Source organism: Bovifimicola ammoniilytica (assembly GCF_025567085.1).
In the GTDB taxonomy this organism is placed as follows: Bacteria; Bacillota; Clostridia; order Lachnospirales; family Lachnospiraceae; genus Bovifimicola; species Bovifimicola ammoniilytica.
Window position 1 is genome coordinate 66,612 of sequence record NZ_JAOQJN010000010.1, and the last position, 25,243, is coordinate 91,854.

Genomic DNA, 25,243 nt, shown 5'->3' on the forward strand with positions numbered 1-25,243 from the left:
GGTATGTACAAAAACTATGAGAATGTAACTATTTTAGACCACCCATTAATTAAGCATAAGATTTCAATGCTTAGGGATAAGAATACAGGAACTAACGAATTCAGAACTATAATAGAAGAAATCGCTATGCTTATGGGATATGAAGCACTTAGAGATCTTCCAACAGAAGATGTAGAGATTGAAACTCCTATTGAAAAGTGTACGACACCAATGATAGCAGGACGAAAACTTGCAGTTGTACCTATTCTTAGAGCTGGTCTTGGTATGGTGGGTGGAATACTTGCACTTACACCAAGTGCAAAAGTAGGTCATATTGGTTTATGCAGAAATGAAGAAACTCATGAGCCGGAGGAATATTATTGTAAGCTTCCAACTCCAATTGAAGAGAGAGTAATCGTTGTAACAGATCCTATGCTTGCAACAGGTGGTTCAGCAGTTGCCGCAGTTAATTTCATAAAACAGCATGGCGGAAAGAAGATAAAGTTTATGTCAATAATTGCCGCACCAGAGGGAATTGACAGATTAATGACAGCACATCCTGATATCCAGTTATATGTAGGTCAGTTAGACAGATGTTTAAATGAAGATGCTTATATTTGTCCTGGACTTGGTGATGCAGGCGACAGAATATTTGGTACAAAATAATTTAGATAATTATGGGATTAAGGGAGCATATTACCTTAATTCCATTTTTAGGTTAAAAAAATATATTAAACGAATCAAAGGAGAAAAAGAATGTATTGGAAGCTGGCAATAGTTTTTGGAATATTTCTGATAATTGATATACTAGGGCATATATTCCTGAGAATAAGACGAAAAGCATTTGAATGGATATTAATGTCAACAATTATTATATTAACCATCGGTTCAGTGACGATGGGTATTTTGAATACAGTTAGGAAAGATAAGTCGGATGCTTCAGATTTATTTGTGGCATATAATTATCTTATAGATGGAAATATATCAAGTGCGGAGGTAAAACTTGCTACAGTTGGTGGCGAGTATGGCGTTAAAGCAGAGGTTTTAGGCGTTATATCATCATTAATAGAGCAGGATTATATACAGGGATATTTTAAATCAGAAAGACTTTTAGAAAGTGGCGAACTTAAAGATATTGATAAGAAATATGTTAAAAAAGTTCAACAAATTTGTAAGGAAGAAATAGGCCTGGTTGGAGAATCAGAAGAAAAATATACGGATTATAAGGATTATCTTGCTGATTTAGAGGATATACAGATACAATATACTGCTTCAGGCTCATATAATGTTAAAACTGAAAAGACTGAAGAAGCTATAGAAATAGCGAAGGATTATATGAATGAGATGAAATTCTCAGACAAACAGCTTCAGGATTATACACAGGACTATGAAATGGATAATAAATTGTATGGTCAGGATATTTCTGAAATTACTGAAAATGATTTGAAAGATATAGAGAGTGAATATGGTAAAAGTGAGGATGTATTAAGACTTTATTGTAAATATTACATATATATAAAAGATTATGAGGCAGCTAAGAAAGCAGCTGACAAGCTTATTAATAAATATAGAAATGAAGAGAACTATGTTATATATACTGACGTTATTGCGCAGGAGGCATATTCTAAAGCACAGTTAAATACTGATAATGTAATGACAAGTGGTGACGGTATTAATAATTCACCAGATGACAGGTCAGATTATGCAATAGACAATGGTACTGGTAATGATATAGATAATAAATCTGTAGATTCTGAGGTTAGAAAATTAATAGAAAAGGCTGAGAGGAAATACGAGCAGGCGAAGAAATTAGAAGAATATAATGATAATATTACAGATGAAATTCAAGCACAGATAGATAAGCTGTTATCAGAAGCAAATGATTTGTATACAGAAGCAAATTATGTGGACGTAAAAAGGGCAATTAATTATATTCTTGCAAAAAGACCTAAGAATGGTGATGAAACAGGAATGTATAATCTGCAGCTTGCCAAACTGTATCTGATTATAGGAGACAGAGAGACTGCTAATAAATATTTATACGAGGTAATAGATAATAGTGTAGATATTTCAGATAATTCAGCCATAAAAGAGGCACTCGATGAAGTAGTTGAGCAATATAATAAGTTAACGACAGATGAATATAATTCAGAATTAAATGCTGTCGTTGATGCGTTGATTGATGCACAGACAAATGGAGTGGTTCCTTCTGATGAAAGCACAATTAATGGCTCATTTAATTCATATGTTACTAACACACTCAAATATGATAAATTGAATATTCATATAAGCAGAATTGATAAATCTGAATATCCAAAGATAAAAGCATATGTGAATATCAATGGTGATAAAGAGGGTAAAAATGAGTTAGCATCAGATTTTAAAGAAAACGATTTTACATTAATAGATACTTTATATGAAATAGATAATTTTAAAATATTAAGCGATAAATCAAGCAGTAAAGTAAGCATTGCGATAGTGATGGATAAGAGTGGAAGCATGTTAGGTTCACCAATAGATAATGCTAAGATGGCTGCCGTTGAAGCAGTAAATTATATGGAAAAAGAAAATGAAAAGATTTCAATAATAGCATATGCTGATGGTGCTGAAAATGTGCAGAAACTTACAGATTCACATGAAAGACTTAAACGTGCAATTAACAGCATAGAAAGTGACGGAGGAACTAATATTGCCGGTGGACTTAATGCCGGAATTGATGAAATAAAAGATGAAACAGGAAGCAGAGCTATAATACTTATGTCTGATGGTCAGGACGGAAATACGGCTGCCATGCCGGAAGCGATACAGAACGCAGTCGATGAAGGGATAGCTGTATATACAGTAGCATTTGGTGATGCTGATGAGGAATATATGAAAGACATTGCTGATAAGACAGGTGGTAAATTCATTAAAGCATCAAGTTCGTCAGAATTATCGGACATTTATCTGACATTACAGAAATACATAGTGAATAATTACTGTATAGAATATACGGTAGAGAAAAATGTGGAAACAGATCCAAGAAATCTTATGGTATCAATTGATGAATACAGTACATCTGATAACAAAGATTATTATATTAAGGAAGAAAACAAACCATCTGATGAAGGTAACAAAGATTCAATTGAGAAAATCGATGAAAATACATTGGGAATATCGTCAATTACTCCAGGTACAACCTGTATAAAAGATGTAACAAATGGCATAAGTGTTACGATTACAGGTGGTGGTTTTGAAGAGGGAATGAATATTTCCGTAGGTAAAATTCCGCTTACGGATATCAAAGTGGAAAGTAAGACTACATTAACAGCCACATTAAAGGGTACAATTGAACCGGGAAGATATGATATCCAGATTAAGACATCAGATGGAAGATTAATTATTGCTAATAAAATGTTTAGCGTATTCAAATCAGGTACAACCAAGTCCATAAGATTAGGTGGAAGTACCATTACTGCTGATGCAATCGGACAAATTTCAGATAACAAATTATTAGCAAGTGGAAATGTTATGCTAAATGGTTTTGTACATAGTGCAGGCGATATGGAGATAACCGTAAATGGAATGGATAAAGACATTGACTTAAATGCAAATTCATCTGTATATGTAGGCGAAAGCGGTACATTAAGCGGCAATTCCAAACTATATGTAAGTTATAAACAGATGTCAGAAGCAAACGGACAGAACTTCACAACACTTGTTATGGGTGGTAAGGACTATGTTATTCAAAAACACAGATATTCTATAGATGTAGATTCTTCTTCGGCAGGTTTTGATAATAATATTTGTGACTTTGATTTATCAATTCCACTGATAATGGATGTCGATGTTGCAGAAGTTAATCTGTATTCAAACCGTCTGCAGATAGATGTTAAGAGCATAAGATTAGATGAGATAGTTAAAGACGTTAATAAATCATTGAAGCATAAAAAAGGTGCAAATGAACCGGAACCAACACCTGTTTCAAGAACAGATGCCAATAAATTTGACATAAAAGATGCCGGAGACATTGGAGTTTCCATTGCATTAACACCTGATGGAATAGAATTTGGTGGCGAAGCCGAAGTAAATGTGAATGACGCATTACAATTTGGAACATTTGGAATAAAGTCCATAAAAGTTAAATTAAACTCCCTTGATGCAGATAATGAATACTGGAGTATCGGTGGAGAAATTGATTTTAGCAGACTTATACCTGGTTTTGGAGGAACAGGCATAGAGGGACTTGAGGGTTCATTGTCATCATATTACTGGTTACCTGATAAAGTAAGTATAGATGCTTCATTGAATCCCGGAATACCGATATATAAGATTATTGAAATCAATAAAGTCGGTGGCTCCCTTCAGGGAATGAGTACAGGATTATTAAAGCTGTATGAAAGTATTGTATCACCTGAGACATACAATATTATCGGTACAGATATAAAGTCAGATGCTTATGATTATCAGGACGTAGTATTGGCAGCTAAATTAGGTGCTGAAGCTAATATATTTAATACCATAGATGTAAGTAATAATAAGCTATTAAAGAAATTCAAGGACTGGGGCGAAATAGGTAACATTGATGGCAAAATAGAGATTAATTTCTCAGAGCCGGAATTCGTAATCGGTGCAGATATGTCATTGCTTGGTTCTGAAAAAGCATCGGCTGAGGCTAAGATTAATAAAAGTGGACTAGACATTTCAGCAAATGTTAAGTTAAATATTTCAGGTTTTGGAATGGAAATATCAGGTGGTGCTGATGCAGACTTAGGTGGAAATCTGTCAGGTGCATATATGAAGGCCGGAGTAAATGGTAAACTTGATTGCGCACCACTTAGTATTCATGCAAATGGTAATGCATCATTTAAAGTTGAATTTGAATGGGATTTCAAATATGCAGCAGTTACAGTTAATTACAAAGATGGCAGTGTGAACAAAGAGGGAACACTCTGGTATGATGCAGATGGTGGCCCATTTATCTGGAATAAAATTGGTACATCATCAAATTAATGTAAACGTCTGCGGAATGGAGAAAAGTATATTATGAAGAGAATAGTTAAAGTGGCAATTGTTTCTATGTTATTTACGATTTTACTTTACGTTAATGCATTTGCAGAGACGAAAGAAGTAAAATTAAATGTAGATAAGGATTATACTAATGCGATATTTTATATAACATGGGATAATGTAGAAGAAAAAGGCTCAGTTGAATTAATTTCGCCTGACGGTAAAGTCTACAGTAAAGAAAAGACATCGGATAATGTCTACGAGGCAAATGGCGAAGCCATAGTAAATGTCGGACAGCCTGCTAAGGGCGAATGGACAATTAAAGTCAGCGGAGATAACTTAGGTGTAGTTAAGGTGGAAGCAGGACAACTCCCTAATTCTATGGTTATTAATTCATTTAGTGTCGAGGCAAAAGATGATAAATACATAGCTAAGTATTCTATAAGTGATTGTCCTGAACAGGTACAGATAGAAGTATTTGCTGATACAGATAACGAGGGTTTTGACGGAGAAAAGGTATACTCAGGAACTGGTGGGCCAAGTGGTGAAGCCGAATTATCATTTGGCAATCTTAAGCCTTGTGAATATCATTTTTATATACGTGTGTCTAAAGATGGTGTATTTAAAAGGGCATATACAGACTCAGTAATAAGTATCAGCCGTAAGGACAGCCAGAAGAAAGTTAAAGATGTTAAAGGTGGAAAATATAATGATGGTTATTATATAAGCTGGACAAATGAGAATGAAAATGACAGAAAAACAGTCTATGTCTGGGATAAAGATATGAACCTTATATCTGAAGTGGAAACCGAAGCAGGCGATACATTATATTATGGAGATTTTAAAGACAGTGATGAAAAGGTATATTTAGCCGTAGTAGATGGTAATGACTGTAATTATGATAAAATCGAAGTAAATAGGGATACAACCGTAGATGCAAATGTGGTGTATGATGTCGAAGAAAATGCTACAAATCACAAGTTTATTATAGCCGATGTAACTATAAACGGCAAAGCTGTAATTGATGCATGGTTAAATGATGAGCTTATGCTTGAGGGAGAAACTGAATCAGGTAAATATAGAATTAATATGAGTGATGGAGACAATGTAGTTGTATTCAGAATAACAGATGAGAAGAACAATGTAATTACATTTACTAAAAATATCTATGTAGATACAGTTCCACCGGCACTTTCAATAGCCGATGATATAGATAACAGCATTACATCTAAAGATTATATTTACATAAGCGGATATTCTGAAGAGGGTGCAGTGCTTACTCTCAATGGAAGAGAAATTGAGATGGAAAAAGGCTATTTTAATGAAAAGGTCAGACTTAAACTTGGTAAAAATGCCATAAAGCTTGTGGCAATTGATGTCGCAGGTAATGAGTCTCAATATAGTGCAACAGTCACACATGAGATGAGTAAAAGCAACAGAAGAAAATTGTATATAATTACAGGCGTACTAATTATACTTGTTGTGGTATATATGATTGTATTTATTAAAGGAATAAAAAGACGCAGGAAAAAGTAAATTGGAAATGTATTAAATTAAAATGAAAGGAATTGCGATAGACAATATGTATGAAAATATATATGGTTAAGAAGCAGTATAAAGGTAATAAAAATGGTAATTATAATGCTGATAATCAGCCTGCTTGGAACACTTGCAGCAATAGGATGCACTTCGTATGCAGTATATATTACATCTCAGGTATCCGGAGAAAAGTTACTTACATTGAATAGTGAATTAGGATACCGTTATGCAACTACATATAGAGATTGGCAGGTCTATGCAGCTATTTCAGTTATTGCAGCAGTAGTATTATGGATTATATTCATATTTATATTAGTAAAAAGGCATAAGAAAAGAAGAAAGAAACAGACGGAGGCGGTAAATAATGAAGGAAATTAATATTAATGAGATTAATATTAATGAGATTAAGGAAGAACTGTCAAAGAATAGTGATTTGTATGGTTATATTTTAGAAATATTTGATGGCGATTATGGTTGTGAAGAGCGTTTAGAGGGTGAATCCTTGATGGTCAGCGTAAAACTTCTTACCAGAGATGGCGAAGTGTATGTTCGTGTGGAAGATGAGAAGCTTACAGAGAATGGGTTAGACGAGGATATGTATGTGAAGAAAGGATTAATATAATTATATATAATATTGCTGAAAAATGTTAATGCTAAGGTAACAATATTAAATATTTGTTAAAGAAGTAACGAAAAGTAACGAAAAATAACGAAAAGTAACACCGAAAATCAACTATTGTTTCTGAATTAAATTTTCTACAATTACGGTGTATGGAAATTATAATCCAAATGCGGCAAGTACATATGCACAAAATAATTATGATGACACGTCGTATATATATTGGGACATGAAGAAAAAATATAATAAAAATTGTAATACGTTTTATAGAATAGTATTTAAGTAAATTAAAATAATATTTGGAGGAAAATAAACGAATGAGTAAACGCAAAATAATAGTTATAGCTATAATTATAATACCAGTTTTAATATTTATATATTTCAATGTAATTAAGCCTTGTGAAATAAATGAAAATAAAATAGAAATATTTATATCAAGAGATGATGAAAATCTGGCTGGAGAAGAATATGATGACGAAATATTTAATGCATTAATTGATAGATATGAAGGAAAAAATAGTAGTGTTTTTTTAAATGATGAACAGCTGGTTAGAAAAAATAGAAATTTACCATCGGATAAGACGAAAGATTATGGAACAGTAATAATTTCGGTGGAATTCAAAAATAATAGTATATTTAATTTAAAAGACATCATAGGAAGTGTTACTAATGAAAAAGATGATAGTTATGTATTATATTCAACAGGTGCTTTTGTATCAGAAAATATAAAACCATTAAAAACTAAAAAGGACACAGAGATAATTTGGTTAACTATGTATATGGGAGATATGTCGGATGAGGAAATTCTTGATTATATACAAAGACTGGATATAGAAGTATATTACAGCAGTAAAATGTTGGGAAGTAATGATGAAATAATATCATTAAAACATGCCAAGTTAAGAAAATAAAATTTACAGAATGAAAGGAGACATATGATAATAAAGGTAAATAATATGTGTAAAAAATATGAAAATGGAAGTATAATGACTGACATTTTTAATAATTATTCATTAGAGATAAAAGAGGGTGAAAAAATAGCAATAATGGGAGCCTCCGGCTCAGGAAAGAGCACATTATTACATATATTAGCTGGATTAGAGGAGTTTCAGGCGGGAGAAGTAATAGTAGATGGAATTAATTATATAAAGACAAATTATAAAAAAATAGAAAGTATGCGTTTAGAAAAGTTTGGATTTATTTATCAGAAATTTTATCTTATTGATACACTTAATGTATATGATAATATAATTCTTCCGGCATTAGCATTACGAACGAACTTTGATAAGGAATATACAGATGAATTATGTGAAATATTAAAAATTGAATCAAAAAAGAACTATTATCCATCGCAGTTATCTGGGGGAGAACAACAAAGAGTGTGTATTGCAAGAGCATTAATTAATAGACCTAAAATTATTTTTGCTGATGAACCAACGGGAAGCCTGGATAAAGAAAATAGTAATATTGTCATGAAATTGTTGTGTGAATGTTGTGAAAAAAATAATCAAACCTTAGTTGTTGTAACACATGACGAAATGGTATCAGATTATTTGGATAGAAAATTAGTGTTAAGTCGCTAAGCGGGAGAAAATGTTATGAAGAAATCAATTAATAATTTATTGATTAAAAGTTATATGAAAAAGAAAGATTTTCTTATATATATAATAACAATATGTATATTGTCAATTTTAATAATCAATTTTTTAAATACGGCTTTATATATTGGTGGAGAATATCTTAAGAAAATTGCAAAAGAAAGTTATGGAGAATATCATTATAGTATAGGATATTTGGACAAAGAAACAGCAAATAAAATAAAAAATGATAAAACACTTTATAAAGTGGCTCAAACTCAGGAAAATTTTACAGAAGACGAATATTTAATAGCATGTGATAATGAATTTACAGAAATAACAGATTGCAAACTAGTAAAAGGGAAGTTTCCGGAAAGTTCTAATGAGGTATTATGTAACATTAATTATTTATTTCAGCTGGGTTATGAATATAAAGAAATGATAGGGGCAAAAATAACAGTTGATGAAAATGATTATATTGTTACAGGGTTAGTAGAAATGCAAAGTCTTATTGATTCAGAGTATAATGGCAGGCTTGTAGTTTTTAATATGAATTATATAGAACTACCATATGAGTATAATGTTTTTATTCAATCTTTCTCAGATAATTTTAAAGGCAATAAAGAAAGTCTTATAAAAAAATATAATTTAAATAGAAAAACAATTTTTAATAATGGAAATGTATTGAATATATCTGAGCGTGATGAATGTAATCGTCCAACTGCTTTATTAAAAATAGGATATATAATTCTATTTTTAATTACAGGTTCACTTTTGGTATTAATTAATTCTGTATTTATTTTAGCATTAGGACGAACAGCGGAAATGAATGAATTATATCTCAGAATAGGAATAAATAAGAAAAAAATAGTATATTCGTTGATAGAATGCGTAATTGTTTGCTACGGAATAGCTATTTTGGTATCGATATTGTTTATAATTTTAGTTAAGGGAAAATGCTCATTTTCAGATTTTAACGGATATTTAAAAATAAATTTATTAATACAACTTGTATTTATTATAATAGGTTTAATTACAAATATATCTTTAATATTGAAAAAAATATATAAAGATTTTATATTATTTAATAAAAAAAGTAGAAGAAAAAGTATAAAAACGGGTAGTCAATTAGTAAAGAATAGAGATTTATATATTCAGCTGGCAAAAAATATTCATTTATTTAATTGGAAAAGTATGTTTATATTAATTTTACCAATATGTATTTCTGGAATTATTTTCATTTCAGTTTTGTTTTACATAAATACTAAAAGGGTAAATTTTGCAAATTATAATAATTATGAATACCAAATTACATATAGTGGAAATGAGGTAGCAACTAAGGAAATAGAGATATATATAGATACTATAAAAAGAATAGAAGATGTCGTTAAAAACACTAATAATTCTGAAATTTTACCTTTATATATAAAAAACTCACAGAAATCTTATATTGAAAAAAACACTATATCAAATCAATATCTGAATATATTAGAAAATTATGATACACAGTTTAAAAGGCAGATGTCTAAATCTGATAACAGGTATTGTACGTTAAGAATATTAGTGATAGGTATAGAAGACAAGTACTGTGAAAGTATAGGCATAAAAAAAGAAGATTTAAATAATTTGAATGAAAACGAATGTATATTAATAGGTAATATACATTCATATGGAATAGGAGATGTTAGTAGTGGTATAAAAAAAGGCAATAAAATAAAAATGGATATTATAGAGGATAATGAAATATATAATAAAACATTCACAGTTAAAAAAATATATGACGATTTAAAGTTAAGTATAGATGATAATAATAAAATTAAAATTATTATTCCAAAAGATGTTTTTGTTAAACAATATGAAGAGCTAATAAGTTATTCGTATCCTGATATAGTATATTTAAATTGTAGTAATAATGATGATATATTAAATAGTATCAAAGGTTGTCGGTATATAACATTGAAAAATATAAAAGAAGAAAATCAATTGATAGATAGTAGAAATCGAATTATGATGTATATTGCTATTATTATATCATTAATAGTTGCATTGCTTACTATATTAAATATTATATTTGTAATTAGTAATAGATTTTATGATATTAAGAAAATGAGTAATATTTTAAAAATTATAGGAGTTGCAAGTAGAAAGATAATAAAAATATTTATAATAGATATAAGACGTATATTTATAATAGGATATGTGATAGTTGGTTTTTTATCTGGATTAATATGTTATAAGATACTAGAAATTAATATTAGTGTGATTAATTATTTGAAATATTATTATCCATTTAAAATAATGGGGATACTAGCAGCAATATATATATCTATATTCATTTTATTTATATATTTTTTGAGAAGAAAAATTACAAATGGAGATATTATAAGAGAGTTAAAAGAAGAAAATGAATAAATTATTGTTATGGATATAAAAGGGGAATCCTGAGATTAAAAAATGTTTCTCAAAATTCCCCAGATTACCAAAAGTACAATCAGTAGAATCAGAATTACTGTTTGTGCTTTTGTTGTCTTAGCATCGTTAAAACGAATATATCTGTAAATCTGTTGTGCAATTATAAAAACAATTACAGGAGATATTATAAACAATAGTTTGTTATAATGATATGCTGCCACGAAATCAAGTCTCATAAGAGCGAGACACATACGTGTTACACCGCAACCCGGGCATTGCAGACCTGTAATTCGATAAAAAATACACGGTATAGCAAAACCAGTCTTTCTTACGAAGATTCCATAAGAAAGACCGATTAATAATAAACTCAATATGTATTTGCAAATTTTAAAAGCTCTGTTTTTCATATCCATTACAAATATCTATAAGTTACTTTGCAATTCATTTTATAAATGGTTAAGTTCATTCTGAATTAAGCAATATGAAACAATTGAAAGACCTAAGATAGCTAAGATAAGGTATAAAACACCTGAGTTATCTGACATCTGGCCTCTTGCACACTTAACAGCGTCAATTTTTTTACCTGCCTGGTATAACCAGTACCAAAGGTAAATACTACAAGTAATAATTGAAAGAACAAGTACCATAGCACCTGATGTAGAATTATCACCTGTTAGTTCGTTGATGTCATTTGCCATTGCATAGAGCCAATATAAACCGTAGATTCCACAAGTAACAATTGACAGAATAATGCATACTGCAATATTTCTTTCTCTCATAATTCAAATCCTCCTTAAATTTAGATTAAAAAATAATAAATTTCCTAAACATTATATAAAATGTAAAAGGTTTTGTCTATATAAATAAAAACATTTTTTAGGGTTTAATGTAGCGGAAAATGTACGTTAGTTAGAATAATCATTAATTAATAATTGTATCAGATGGTATATCTATGTTATTATATATATTAGTAATTAACGTGAAATATGAATGAGTATTATTTGAAGCAGGGTAAATAACTACTGATAAGAAGTTACAGATAAAAGTTATATTAGTTTTATGTATATGTAAATGAAAATTATATAAGAAAATACTAAAATATATTTGCAGGGAAAGGTAAGGCTTATGGCAAAAACAAAGAAATATTTAATGGCATTAGACCAGGGGACTACAAGTTCGAGATGTATTATTTTCAATAAACAGGGAGAAATTGTATCATCAGCACAAAAGGAATTTACACAGTATTTTCCAGAAAGTGGATGGGTAGAGCAGGATCCTAATGAAATATGGTCATCTGAATTAGGTGTAATGGTTGAAGCTATGGCAAGAAACGGAATCGAAAGCGACGAGATTGCGGCAATAGGAATAACTAACCAGAGGGAGACAACAATATGTTGGGACAGAGCGACAGGCGAACCGGTTTATAATGCAATAGTATGGCAATGCAGAAGAACAGCACCGATGGTTGACAGACTTAAAGAAGATGGATATGAAGAGATAATTAAGTCTAAGACAGGGCTTATCTTAGACCCATATTTTTCAGCAACCAAGATAGCGTGGATATTGGAAAATGTTGAGGGTGCAAGAGATAAGGCAGACAGAGGCGGGCTTATGTTTGGGACAGTTGATACATGGCTTATTTATAAGCTTACCAAAGGAAAAGTGTATGCGACAGACTACACGAATGCAGCGAGAACAATGTTATTTAATATACACTCACTTGAATGGGACAGGGAGTTGTTAGAATTATTCAATATACCTGAGACTATGTTGCCGGAAGTGAAGAATTCATCAGAATTATATGGAATGACAGATGAGACAGTATTTGGTGGTGTTGTGGCAATTGCAGGTGTAGCAGGAGACCAGCAGGCAGCACTATTCGGTCAATGTTGTTTTAATGAAGGCGAAGGCAAGAATACATATGGAACAGGCTGTTTTCTTCTTATGAATACCGGAAGGAAAGCAGTTGTGTCAAGAAATGGATTACTTACTACAATTGCAATAGGACTTAATGGAGATGTTCAGTATGCTTTAGAAGGTAGTGTGTTTGTAGCAGGGGCGGCCATAAAATGGTTAAGAGATGAATTAAAACTTATAGATACAGCCGAAGAAACATATGATTTGGCAATGTCCGTAGAAGATAGTAATGGAGTCTATGTAGTTCCGGCATTTACGGGACTTGGCGCGCCATATTGGGATGCTTATGCAAGAGGTGCAGTGTTCGGATTGTCAAGAGGAAGTAATAAAGCACATTTTGTAAGAGCAACATTAGAATCATTGGCGTACCAGACATTAGATGTATTAAAAGCAATGGAAGAAGATTCGGGAATTAATTTGTCATCACTAAGAGTTGATGGTGGTGCAAGTGCTAATGATTTTCTGTTACAGTTTCAATCAGATATTGTCGGTACAGAGATTATAAGACCGAAAGTTATAGAGACAACAGCATTAGGTGCGGCGTATTTAGCCGGACTGGCAGTGGGATATTATAAAAATATAGAAGAGATTAAAGATAACTGGCAGCTTAGAGATACATTTTCTCCTAAGGCAGATAAGGTAAAGAGAGATAAGTTGGTCGCAGGCTGGCATGATTGTATAAGAAGAATCAGAACAGAGTAAGACAAGTCACTCAGAAAAGAGGTCAGTGCGAAAGAATTGTGCTGATGCGCCAATGCTTTTGCATAGCTATTTGTGCAGCAGGCACCACAAATAGCATCTATTGCGAGACAAATCTGAAATTTGGCTCGCGATTCCTCCGGCACGTTGTGCCTGCGGAATGGAGATTATTATGTGTGAAATCAGAGTAAAAGAATTCAGTTTTTTATCAAGTAACAAGTATACGGAGATACATGGAAAGATGTGGATACCGGACAGGGATGTGGAAGCGGTATTACAGATATCTCATGGAATGGCAGAACATATTGACAGATATGATGAATTTGCAAGGTATTTGGCTGCAAGAGGAATATTAGTTGTTGGTAATAATCATATGGGACATGGCAACTCTATTGTGAATAAAGATGATCTTGGATATTTTGCCATACCGATAAAGGGAATGAATAAAAGAAAAGCAGAAAATTACAGTTCAAGTGCCGATCTTGTAAAAGATTTAGTCCATATAACTAAGACGGTCAAGAAACATTATCCGGGAGTTCCATATATTCTTCTGGGGCATAGTATGGGATCATTTATTGCCAGAAGGTATCTTATGGAATATGGCAATGAATTAGACGGTATAATTATAATGGGAACAGGAAACCAGCCGGAAGCTGTCGTTAATGCGGGACTTGCCATAACGAAAATGCTTATTATGGCTAAAGGTGACAGATTTAGAAGCGAACTTATCTATAAGATGATGTTTGGAGCATATAATAGAAAGATAGACAATCCTGTATCGGGTGATGACTGGATATGTACAAATAAAGAAACACTTAAGAAATATGAAGAAGATGAGCTATGTGGATTTAAATTTACACTAAATGGTTATGAGGCTCTATTGTCTACCATAAAATATATTATTAATAAAGAAAATATTAAAAAAATTCCTAAAGATGTTAAAATGCTTATAAATGCCGGCAAGGAGGATCCGGTCGGTGATTATGGGGAAGCGGTTAAGCAGGTATATGAGACATATACGGCACAGGGGGTTAAGGATATAACACTTACTTTGTATGATGGCTGCAGACATGAGATTCTAAATGAAACGAACAAAGATAAAGTGTATAAAGATATTTATATGTGGATAAATGACCATGTAATTCATAAGATTGTGGAATAGATTTATGGAAATACGAATATAATATAGATGGAGAAAGTAAATAATAAAAAGTTAATGGAGGGAGAAAATAGTGAGAGTGTTGATTCTGGATAGCAGCCCCATATTTCGTATGGGGCTTAAACAGATTATGACTCAAATAGGAAAAAACAATGGAGATTTGGTAGAGGTGTACGAAGGAGACAATATTTCTGATGGTGTAAATATTGCAAAATGCTATAATCCGGATATCATATTGCTTGATGAGAATATTGGTATTTCTGACATAGATAGTAGTATAATGACTAATATGGAAGGTATTATTACTTTGTTTAATAAGGAGAAAATAATTTGTAAATCTACAGAACCAGAGATGAAGTCAGGAAAAACTAAAAGTACTGAGGTTATTTTTTTGTGTGATAAAATGCAATGCGGTGGATTTGAAGATATAAAAATTCCGGAAATATCAGGATTAATTATGAAAAATGCTAATGAAGAAGATGTAATATATGCGTTGAATGTAATTATGCGTGGTGGACGATATTATTCGCCTGAATGTATTAAGATGAAGCCATCCGTATCGGTTCAGGATAATCTTACCAAAAGGGAATCTGAGGTGTTAAGCCTGTTAAAAGAAGGCAAGAGCAATAACGAAATAGGAAAGGAATTATTTATATCGGAAGCAACTGCCAAGAAACATGTTAGTAATATATTAGGTAAACTGGGGATGAAAAACCGTATGGAGGTAGTTATTGCAGTGAATAATGCAAGATTATGGAGGTAAATAATGATTAAGAAAAGAATATTCGCATTGACAGTTATGGTGTGTATAATTGCAATGGGAGTTGTATATGGAAAATGGACTAAACGATTAAATGTCGGATTGGAGACAAAGAGCGGTGTACTTAAATATGAGGTAGGAGATATTTCTGATTGTAAAGTAAGTATAGTAAATAATGATTTAAGATATAATGTCCCTGAAGAACAGATAGAGTTTGCTGAGGAAAGTAAAGAATTAGTAATAAAAGTATCGGCATTAAAATTAAAGGAAATATCAGGTGATTCAGGTAAAATTACAGGAATAAATATTAATTATGCGGCTAAACCATCGGATAAGAATACAATTTATAGCATAGATGTGGATAAAGAACCACAGACGCATATTGCAGAGGTATTTAGAGAAATCAATGCTTTACAGGATAATAATGAGAATATAAATAAATATATGGAGACTGCTTCAAATGGTGAAGCAAAAAATGCGCAGGAGGATGTAGTATCAGGTGAAAAATTGCCAGAGCTGATTAGCAGTAAAATAGAGTGCATTACAGAAACATCTTCCGAATATAAACTGGATAATGAAGAAAAGTATCTTGGAATCAGTCATAATACAAAATTAGAAGATTATGAATATAGAGTTGGAGATATTATTACCATAGAATATAATGATGTGATAGAACAACAGAATAAAGAAACTTTTATAAAGAAAACCAACATATCTGTGACAAATTGTCTATGGAGTCAGAAATTAAAGCTGCAATGCAGAATTCTAATTACAGAGTAAAGGTGAGCTAATAGAAGATGAAATTAATAATGTTAGGGTTATATCTCTTAGTGGCATTAGTGCCACAGGGATATACAAAGGGAATTAATTATGCAGGGATAAGTTCATACAGAATGAACTATGTGATATTGCCCACGATATGTATAATTTTGTTATTAATATTTGCAAAATGGTTCATGGAAGTTGAACCAATGAGCAGAAATAATGACAAAAAACTTGCAATATTGTGGGCATTTTATTTTGCGGCAATTATAATTGTCGCTAAAATGATAGTGGGTATATTTATGGGAACTCTTAGTAAGAACCCATATGACAGAAGTTTTAGAGGCATTGTAAGTAATTTGTATTATGCGTTACCACTTATAATATTTCGTGAAAATATCAGAAGCTACATAATTAATAAATGCACGCATTACAAAATGTGGTTTATAAATCTGTTATTCTGGCTGTCATTTGCGGGGTTAAACTTTATGGAAATAGAGTTACTAAGTGGCGTGGAAAATACGGTTATATACATGGCTAAAAATGTGCTGCCACTTGTTATTGAGGGAATATTTTTAAATATGATGGCTACATATGGTGGTGCAGGTGCATCGATTATATACCTTATTATGCAGGAATTAATGGAATGGTTGTTTCCGGTTGTACCTACATTGAATTGGCTGACAGAATTCGTTATAAGTATAGGCATCGGTGGAATTATTATTCTGATGTTAGGCGATCAGATAAGTGAATTTCAGGAAAAGCATAAGCGTAATTCGAAGAAAACACGTAGGAAACAGGAGAAGATGTTCGGGCAGATATGCGTAATGGTTATATGTGTGGTTATGATATGGTTCTTTGTTGGCGTATTCAGAATATATCCATCTGTCGTTCTGACTGGAAGTATGGAGCCTGACATTAAACCGGGCGATATGATTCTGATAGATAAGATAACAAATGAAAAGGGACTTAATGAGCTAAAAGTCGGAGACATTATTACATTTCACAGGGACGATATTGTAATTACACATCGAATAAAAGAGATTGTAACAGATGAAAATGGCAACATTACATTTAGGACAAAGGGCGATAATAATAGTGTGGAGGATACGAGGTTAGTAGAGCCTAATGAAGTTATGGGAAGATATATAGGGGTTATTCCAAAGATTGGATTACCGGTATTATGGATAAAAAGTGGGGAGGCGGTGCCTGATGGTGTGGAAAATTAAGAAAATATCAGTGGAAAAATGGATAAAATATGTCATAATGTGTGGAATATTTATTGGAATTGTTATTGCAATATTTCTAATTAACAAGGATATGAAGAAAAGTACAAGCAAAACGGTTACAAAAACGGTGTATGAATATACATACAGCCCGGTCATGTCATATAGTGTTAAACTCAAAGAGAATAAATATTATGATGAGGCTGTCAGAAATGAGGGCGAAAAGTACATAAGAAACCTTGTAGATTCCGTAAATGTGACATTTGGTGGGGATTTTCAGGGAAATACTAAGGAAAATATCACAGCCGAATATCAGGTAAAAGCTAAATTAGAGGGTTATCAGGTAGCTTCAGGAAATAAAGAGGTAATCTGGCAAAAGGAAATGCCAATCGGAGATGCACATACGGAGAATGTCAATGACTATAGCCTTAAATATAATTTATCTGAGGAAATAGATTTAGATAAGTATGAGGCAATGGTTACTAATATAAAAGGTGAGTTAGGAATTACATTATCAGTAAATCTTACGTTCTATATAGAAGGCAGGATAACCATACGGCGTAACGAAAATAATATAGAGATTCCAATAGCTTCAAGTCTTGAGATACCACTGAACAGTACATTATTTTCGATAAATAAAGAGACAGGCAATCCTGTAAGTAAACAGGAATATATAGAAGAACAGGTAAATATTAAGAAAAATTATAGTTTCATAATTATTTGTGTGATTTTCATAATAGCTGCAGTTATTAGTGAGATCCTCGTATTTATTATGATAGGAATAAAAGAGGAATTGCCTGAAGAACTGAAGAAAGAAAAGAGACTTCTTAGGAAATATCGCAGCCGGATGATATCACTTAGCAGTATACCAAAACTTGATATAGAGGAAATATACTTATTAGAAGAAGTTGGTGATTTGTTCCGGTTAGCTGATGAAATGGGGAGACCGGTAGTATATCTGCATGGAAAAGATAGGGAGATTGATGGAGGTAAGATATTCATAATCGATGGCAGGAATAAATATGTTTACTATATGTCAAAGTAGCCAAAAGTAGTATAAATAAGTAGACTTTAGTAGGTAGAAAGAAAGAATCAATGTGCATATAATACAACTATGGCTGAGAAAACAGAAACAACAGCCTGAGAAAATAATTATTTAAGGAGATTGAAAATGAAAAAAAGATTTATTGCAGGTGCATTGGCGCTTAGTATGGTATTAGCAGGAACAGGATATGCGTATTGGACAGATTCGCTGAATATGACAACTAAAGCCACAACAGGAAATATGGGAGTTAAATTCCTTGACTTAGGTTTATATGCACAGTATGCAGATGAGGGAAAAGGCTGGTCAATTATTGATGGTGTAGGAGATGATGGTTATATTGATTCAAATTATTTCCTAAGAGGTACATCAAATTATAATATAATCGCAAAAGAGGGTTCGGTAGAGGGATATTATAATGCAGCAGACGGCTATAATGATGTAAGCTTTGGTGCAAAACTTGTTACGCCTACAAAGATGAATGTTACAGTAGGACCATACAAGGCATTAGCTGTTGACGTAAGTGACAACATCGATATTTCAGTTGAAAATATTTATCCTGGCTATGCACAGGCATTCAGAACAGATATTGCAAATGTAGGAAATATTGCAGCTAAATTAAGTAAAATCAATATTACATCTGAGGGTGAAAATGTTGGAAATATCAAGGATATGATTGGTATTGCAATGTACGTCCAAAGAGAATACTGCGAAGAGACCGCAAGTACACTTGATGATGTAGTAGGTCTTGCAGAAAACTTTGATGAGGATGATATCTTTACAATGGGTGGTGTTGATTTCGTAAGATTATCAGCTCTTGAAGAGAAAGGATTCACACCTGAAATCGAAAATGAGAAGTTATTAACAGTCAGCAGTGAAAACAGAATGGACGTATTCTTCGGAGTAGCGATGGATCCTGATGCAGAGGGTGTATATACAACAGGTTCTACAGGTGTTATGAATGACAATGATGACACAATTTCTATGGATAAAGCAGTAGAAATCAGCATTGACTTCTTATGGGATCAGTTTAACGAGGGTGTTGGCAAAGATGCCCCTGCAAATATTTTAGAGAACCAGAACAAATAGGAATAATATATTTCTAAAAATACTGTGTAAAAATACATTTTCAAAAATGTGTGTAAAATATATTTGTTAGGAAAAATATTGTGCAAATATGTCTTAAACAATGAAGTGAATTGTGGATAACAAATGGTAAATATAAACAATATTGTATAAATATAATTAAATTTGTCTAGACTTGATAGTGCTTGTACTTTATATGTAAAGGATTCATTAAACAAGATGAATTACATATACATAGAGTATAAGCACTATTTTTGATTGGAGGTCTGAACAATAAAGAAATTATTATTTAAAACAGTAGGAATACTAATGAGTGGTCTGATAATTCTGTGCTTATGTCAGACAGTTAACGGAAATGAGGAATATGAATATGTTCTAAAATCGCAGGGGTTGAATGGGTATAACGAATTGGGAATTACTCCGGTAATAATGGAATTGTATAATAGAGAGGGTAAGAAATTAGAAGTCTATTGTGCAGATATGAATACCCCGGTGGTAAGTGGTTGTGGGTACAACTGTAAACCAATAGATAAATGTAATAAATTTGACAGGAATATATGTAAGCATCTTGAAAAGATTCTGAAAAATGCGTATCCATATATAAGCATAGAAGAAATGCAGCAAAGAAGCGGCATTAAATACATCAAAAAAAAAGAGGCGATTACAGCGGTTCAGTATGCAATATGGCATTACACTAACAATGCAGATATAGAGTCGGAGTATAGTGTTGTTAATGAGCTGTATAAATGGCTGATTAATTTAGATGTCGATGATAGTTCTAATGATGATGGAGAAAACAATGGTGGTAGGACAAATAGCGTATTTCTGGTGACTAATAATAGTGTAGCCACGCAGGTATTAATCGGAATCGGGGAGTTTGCTGAATCAGAAAGCTATGCTTCTAAAAAAAACAAGAGTAGTGTACCGGAAAAAAACAATACGATAAATGGAGAGGATAATAATATTAAGGCAAATGCACAGTATAGTAAAAGTCCAAAGACAGGTGACAGCTTTGTTAGTATAGTGGTTATTATGGGTGCGGCGCTTAGTATGGTAACAATATTCATTGTGTTGAGGGGTAAGAGAAATTAAGGGTTGGAGAACACAATAATATGTTGACAACTATAACATATTTCTATATAATTTAGTTAGTTTACGAGAGGATAAAGATAGATAGGAAATTGGTGGATTATAGAAACTAGAAAATATTATATAGTACTTTTTAAATTCGCCAGATGATTCTGGCGAATTTTTTTACCTCAAATTTCCTAATCCTTAGTAAATCAGAGTTATAGGAAATAACATTTGATGACTTTGATTAGTTATCAACACGTTTTGAACTATAACCCGTAAAACAATACATAGTAGAGGAGAGATGGAAATATGAACTTATTCAAAAAAAGATTGTTAAAGCGAATACTTGCAATTGTTTTAGTTATAACTACATTTAGTACAACTATTACGATTGAAAAGGCAAAAAAAGCCTATGCAAGTGCACCTAAGGGTTATACAACAATCTACTTCAAAGATGACACAAAAGAAAGCTGGATTGGCAATGATGGAGCCATTATTCAGCTGGTTGATAACACGGATGGACATGATTATTACATTATGAAGCAGGTAGATGATAATACCTGGAGCTGCAGGGTGCCTGCAAAGACTTATAATGTAACCTTTAACAGATTAAGTCCAAAGACAAAAGATGGAAAACAAGTGGCTGATATGTCACAGGTTGGAGAGGGATTACTTAGTCATAAAGATGACAATTACATACAATGGAATTCATGGAGTGCCGGAGGACGAGGCAGTAACAGAGATGATTACAGCAGCTGGCACAGCACATACCATGCTACCGTTCCTGAACATGGATATTGGGACGGAACTATGGTAATCGATAATGATTACTTTCATGAAGGAGATGTAATCTATCTTGATTTCTATGAATTTACTTCAGATAATAATGGAAGTGTAATTTATAACTGGGAGCAGAGTAATGCCCAGTTTTATATAAATTTTAATAAATATTCAAAGTCGGATAACGGCGGAAGAGATATAAATATTAAAAATGCAGACAAGGATGCAGTGTCTCCGATTAAATTAACAGATTCACCCGAAACACAGGTATTTCGCTATGTTGTAACGAAAGAAGATGAGGGTGCAACAGAGCTTAGGTTCTTCAGGGGAAATGATGAAAATTTATGGAATGAATCTGTTTTATTAAGATATAGTGATTACAAGCAGGGTAACAACTGTGCAAAGGTAAAGGGCTGGGATAATAATGGATACGTATGCCCATATGTGCCTAGAAGACATATGCTTAATGTTTATGATTTAGTCATTAAAACAGATGGTAACTTAAAAGTTAACAGAAAAGTAGATATTGATTTAGAACTTGATGCTCCCGAGGGAGAAGAAGATTATCTTAATAAAGAAAACACAGTTATTGAAATCAATAAGATTGACAGTGACGGAAATGTTATCGCAGGTTCAAAAGATATCTTCCTTTTTGATGACAGTAAAACAGAATGGAATCACAGGGAACTTATTTTCAAAGAAGCAGGAAGCTATAAGATAAGTGCAAGTGTTACAGATGGTTATGATACGGTAAATGCAGAAAAAATTATTACAGTAGCAAAAGATAATGCACCTCTTGCCCTGATTAATCTTTCAGCAGATGAGGGAGAGAATACAGATAATGAAGATGTATTTGTAAGAAACAGTAATGGAAAATCAAATATTACTGTATGTGATGAATCAAGTTCAGAAATTGGTGATGAAATTAACTACAGACATTACATATTATTCTATGATTCAGACAATGATAATATATTTGATGATACTGAAATTATAGATGAAAGAGATGGAGATGGAAGCTCATTTAACTATGAGTTAGATAATGTTGGTAAATACAAAATCGTACTTAATGTAAAAGAAACATTTACAGATACAATTCCATCATTAATAGATGATTCAGTATATTTATCAGGAAATACAGAAAAAGTATTTGAAATTACTAACCAGGCACCAAAGTCAAAGGTGACTGTAGAAAAAAGTAAAATTGCAGACATTATTTTTACAGTTGGCAGTGCAGATAAAGATGTATTGAATGCTTATTCAGAAGCAAGTAAGCTTGTCGAAGATAAGTTAAAGGAAAAAGGTATTGAAGCCAATATTACTACGGTAAGCACCTCTGCAATTACAGCGACAGATACATTTGCCTGGAAAGAGTATGACCATCCGGGATTTAATGACTGGGGCTATGTTCTTCCACATCATATCCAATATACAGGAAAAGATATAAAAATGGTTGGATATTATTATGCAGCATTTAAAGATTTTCTATATGTTGAAGATAATAATCCGGATAGAAAAGTATTTGATTTCGATTTACAGAGAGATGGTACTGACTGGCATAGCATGGAAGGCGGCGGATTCTTATTTAACACCGTAGTCTCAGAAGAAGAAAACTATATTCAGGGATATTGTATACTTGTTACAAGTAGTGGACTTAAATTAGTTAAAATAAATAAAACCAATTTAACTAATTTCAGAAATGGTTCATATGAATATGTTCAATATGCAGGAAAATTATTACAGACATTTCCTATATCAAATGTATATGCAAATCATCATTTTAAGATAATTATTGAGGACAATGTAATAACTGTATACGATGGTGATAAGATTATTATTAATCAGTATGTACTTGAAGATGACGGTGTTGCAGCATATGGATATGGTCCGATAATCAGCCATGAAAATCATGGTTGTTATCAGCAGTCATATTTCACATTTAAAAATATCGTAATGCAGACAATATCAGGAGAGAGCCTTTCTGATGTTGTTAATAAGCATCAGTGGACACCAGGAACAAATCATTATGTCATTAATTTAAGTGATGCAGTAATTCCTGAATTATCAGATAACGGAAGAACTGCAAATGTGGCGGCTGCATTATTATCAAAAGATGTTAAGTTTTATGGTATTGGTAATGATGTATCCATAAGTTCTTATAACAGATTAGTAGATATTATTGATAACAATGGCGAGAATACAAATATTTCTGTTAGTGAAGAAAGTGAAAAAACACAGGAAGAACTTGTAACAGAAGCTGTAAATCACATTGTTGCAGACATTGAATCTGATGTATTAAGCAAAGATTATACAATAGGAAACACTATTTCAACAGATGAAAAGGTTGAATATAAAGGTACTTATAGTGATGCTGAAAATGATAACAAGGGAAATGATGAATGGACATATATTTATGATCCTACTATATTCGATAATGATGGTGAACAGGTCACATTTATTCAGTCAGAACCAATGACAATGTTTGAAAATGTTGGTGCATATGCAGTTACTCACAGAGTCAGTGATGATCCGACAAAGGGAAATTCTGCATTGGCAGGATATGTGAAGTGGTCAGACACAGATGAAGTTGAAAAGTTAATTGTTGCGCAGACCAGACCAGTAGCTGAAATTAAGGCTGATATAATGCAGTCTGACAGCGATTCTAAGAAATGTATTACAAATATTTCATATTCTGCATATGATTCAGATCATCTGTCAGATGTTAAAAAAGGAATTATTGAAGAAAAATTCTATTATAAAGAAATAAATGATACCAAATGGACAGAGGGAAGATTTCCTGCACAGACAGATATGGGTAAAACATATCTTGTCAAATACATTGTAAAAGATTATGAGGGAACATATAGCAGACCGGCTGTTATCAGCATTAATACAAATGATTCCAGAGTATATACAAAGCCTGATGACAAGGAGCCGCCAAAGGTAACATTAAGTGTAAGCAAAACAGAAGTAAATATAGGCGAATCAGTTTATATCGAGGGATATGCTGAAGATAATTTTGGTATTTCTACTTTTGAAATAAAATGCAATGATGATGTAATCGGAAGTGGATATAACAGATACGAGCTTAAAGCAAATGAAGCCGGTGTTATTACTATTTCAGCAATAGCTACAGATATTGCAGGAAATGTCACAACCGAAACAAAAACAATTACTGTAATAGATAACAGAGATGTTACTCCACCGGAAATTATTATTACAGAACCTAAAGATGGTATTATATCAGGAATTGCAGAAATAAAGGGTTCAATTACTGATGACAGAAAACTTAAGGGCTATAAAGTTACAAGAACAAAAACAGGTGATGAAAATAGCGAAGAAGTTCTCGTAGCAGAAGGCAGTGAAGCAATTGTAAATGCTGTTATTGGAACAATTAATACAGACGAACTTGAGGAAGGTGTCTACTGTTATAGAATTACAGCAGAAGATGAAGCGGGCTTAACAGCAGAAGTAAGCTTTAATATAACAGTAGAAAAAGAAGAAGCTGATAAGATTCCTCCGGTTACAGCATTTACAAAAATAGCATTAGATGCAGAAAATAAAAATATTGTAATTGAGGGTTCAGTATCGGATGAAACAAAGCTTTCAGAATATACACTTAC

The 25,243-nt window shown here is 32.3% G+C and carries 19 protein-coding genes; 17 read left to right on the plus strand and 2 right to left on the minus strand.

The window, feature by feature from the left end; all coding sequences use genetic code 11:
• Positions 1 to 3: 3 nt before the first annotated feature.
• The 8 genes from upp to OCV48_RS12350 all read left to right on the plus strand — a co-directional run bounded on the left by upp (position 4) and on the right by OCV48_RS12350 (position 11,115).
• Entirely contained in the window at positions 4 to 645 is a 642-nt protein-coding gene (gene upp, locus OCV48_RS12315; protein WP_021983290.1) for a uracil phosphoribosyltransferase, read from the plus strand.
• A gap of 90 nt (positions 646 to 735) precedes the next feature.
• Entirely contained in the window at positions 736 to 4,971 is a 4,236-nt protein-coding gene (locus OCV48_RS12320) for a VWA domain-containing protein (protein WP_147592099.1), read from the plus strand.
• A 33-nt stretch (positions 4,972 to 5,004) separates the two neighbouring features.
• The gene (locus OCV48_RS12325; protein WP_021983288.1) at positions 5,005 to 6,504 is read left to right on the plus strand and encodes a hypothetical protein; all 1,500 of its coding nucleotides are present in this window, start codon (positions 5,005 to 5,007) and stop codon (positions 6,502 to 6,504) included.
• 93 nt (positions 6,505 to 6,597) lie between these two features.
• Positions 6,598 to 6,885, plus strand: coding sequence for a hypothetical protein (locus tag OCV48_RS12330; protein WP_021983287.1), 288 nt, complete (start codon positions 6,598 to 6,600; stop codon positions 6,883 to 6,885).
• On the plus strand, positions 6,872 to 7,129 hold the full coding sequence (locus OCV48_RS12335; protein ID WP_147592100.1) for a hypothetical protein: 258 nt from the start codon (positions 6,872 to 6,874) through the stop codon (positions 7,127 to 7,129). The genes OCV48_RS12330 and OCV48_RS12335 overlap by 14 nt, the downstream gene beginning before the upstream one ends.
• Before the next feature lie 314 nt (positions 7,130 to 7,443).
• Positions 7,444 to 8,037, plus strand: coding sequence for a hypothetical protein (locus OCV48_RS12340; protein ID WP_021983285.1), 594 nt, complete (start codon positions 7,444 to 7,446; stop codon positions 8,035 to 8,037).
• A gap of 24 nt (positions 8,038 to 8,061) precedes the next feature.
• A complete protein-coding gene (locus OCV48_RS12345) occupies positions 8,062 to 8,709 on the plus strand; it encodes an ABC transporter ATP-binding protein (RefSeq protein WP_147592101.1) in 648 nt (215 codons plus the stop codon).
• Between the two features lie 15 nt (positions 8,710 to 8,724).
• Complete coding sequence (locus OCV48_RS12350) at positions 8,725 to 11,115, plus strand: ABC transporter permease family protein (RefSeq protein WP_021983283.1); 2,391 nt, start codon at positions 8,725 to 8,727, stop codon at positions 11,113 to 11,115.
• Between the two features lie 35 nt (positions 11,116 to 11,150).
• Here the strand turns inward: OCV48_RS12350 and OCV48_RS12355 are convergent, their stop codons facing one another.
• Positions 11,151 to 11,486 carry a DUF2752 domain-containing protein gene (locus tag OCV48_RS12355; protein ID WP_262559819.1) on the minus strand — a complete coding sequence of 112 codons (336 nt, stop codon included), beginning with the start codon at positions 11,484 to 11,486 and terminating at the stop codon, positions 11,151 to 11,153.
• A gap of 75 nt (positions 11,487 to 11,561) precedes the next feature.
• A complete protein-coding gene (locus tag OCV48_RS12360; protein WP_021983281.1) occupies positions 11,562 to 11,894 on the minus strand; it encodes a DUF4234 domain-containing protein in 333 nt (110 codons plus the stop codon).
• Positions 11,895 to 12,240: 346 nt separating this feature from the next.
• On the opposite strand from OCV48_RS12360, the gene glpK reads away from it, so the two are divergent.
• The 9 genes from glpK to OCV48_RS12405 all read left to right on the plus strand — a co-directional run.
• On the plus strand, positions 12,241 to 13,734 hold the full coding sequence (gene glpK, locus OCV48_RS12365; protein ID WP_021983280.1) for a glycerol kinase GlpK: 1,494 nt from the start codon (positions 12,241 to 12,243) through the stop codon (positions 13,732 to 13,734).
• Positions 13,735 to 13,903: 169 nt separating this feature from the next.
• On the plus strand, positions 13,904 to 14,893 hold the full coding sequence (locus tag OCV48_RS12370) for an alpha/beta fold hydrolase (RefSeq protein WP_021983279.1): 990 nt from the start codon (positions 13,904 to 13,906) through the stop codon (positions 14,891 to 14,893).
• A gap of 70 nt (positions 14,894 to 14,963) precedes the next feature.
• Positions 14,964 to 15,653, plus strand: coding sequence for a response regulator transcription factor (locus OCV48_RS13980; protein WP_021983278.1), 690 nt, complete (start codon positions 14,964 to 14,966; stop codon positions 15,651 to 15,653).
• Positions 15,654 to 15,656: 3 nt separating this feature from the next.
• Positions 15,657 to 16,430, plus strand: coding sequence for a hypothetical protein (locus OCV48_RS12380; RefSeq protein WP_021983277.1), 774 nt, complete (start codon positions 15,657 to 15,659; stop codon positions 16,428 to 16,430).
• Between the two features lie 17 nt (positions 16,431 to 16,447).
• Positions 16,448 to 17,641 (plus strand): signal peptidase I, encoded by a 1,194-nt coding sequence (locus OCV48_RS12385; protein WP_021983276.1) that lies wholly within the window; start codon positions 16,448 to 16,450, stop codon positions 17,639 to 17,641.
• The gene (locus OCV48_RS12390; RefSeq protein ID WP_021983275.1) at positions 17,625 to 18,683 is read left to right on the plus strand and encodes a DUF5305 family protein; all 1,059 of its coding nucleotides are present in this window, start codon (positions 17,625 to 17,627) and stop codon (positions 18,681 to 18,683) included. The genes OCV48_RS12385 and OCV48_RS12390 overlap by 17 nt, the downstream gene beginning before the upstream one ends.
• A 126-nt stretch (positions 18,684 to 18,809) precedes the next feature.
• A complete protein-coding gene (locus tag OCV48_RS12395) occupies positions 18,810 to 19,769 on the plus strand; it encodes a hypothetical protein (protein WP_021983274.1) in 960 nt (319 codons plus the stop codon).
• A gap of 306 nt (positions 19,770 to 20,075) precedes the next feature.
• Positions 20,076 to 20,858, plus strand: a complete 783-nt coding sequence (locus tag OCV48_RS12400; protein WP_147592104.1) for a Cys-Gln thioester bond-forming surface protein — start codon at positions 20,076 to 20,078, stop codon at positions 20,856 to 20,858.
• A gap of 291 nt (positions 20,859 to 21,149) precedes the next feature.
• Positions 21,150 to 25,243 (plus strand): hypothetical protein (locus tag OCV48_RS12405; protein WP_147592105.1); only part of this gene is annotated, 4,094 nt, incomplete at its 3' end.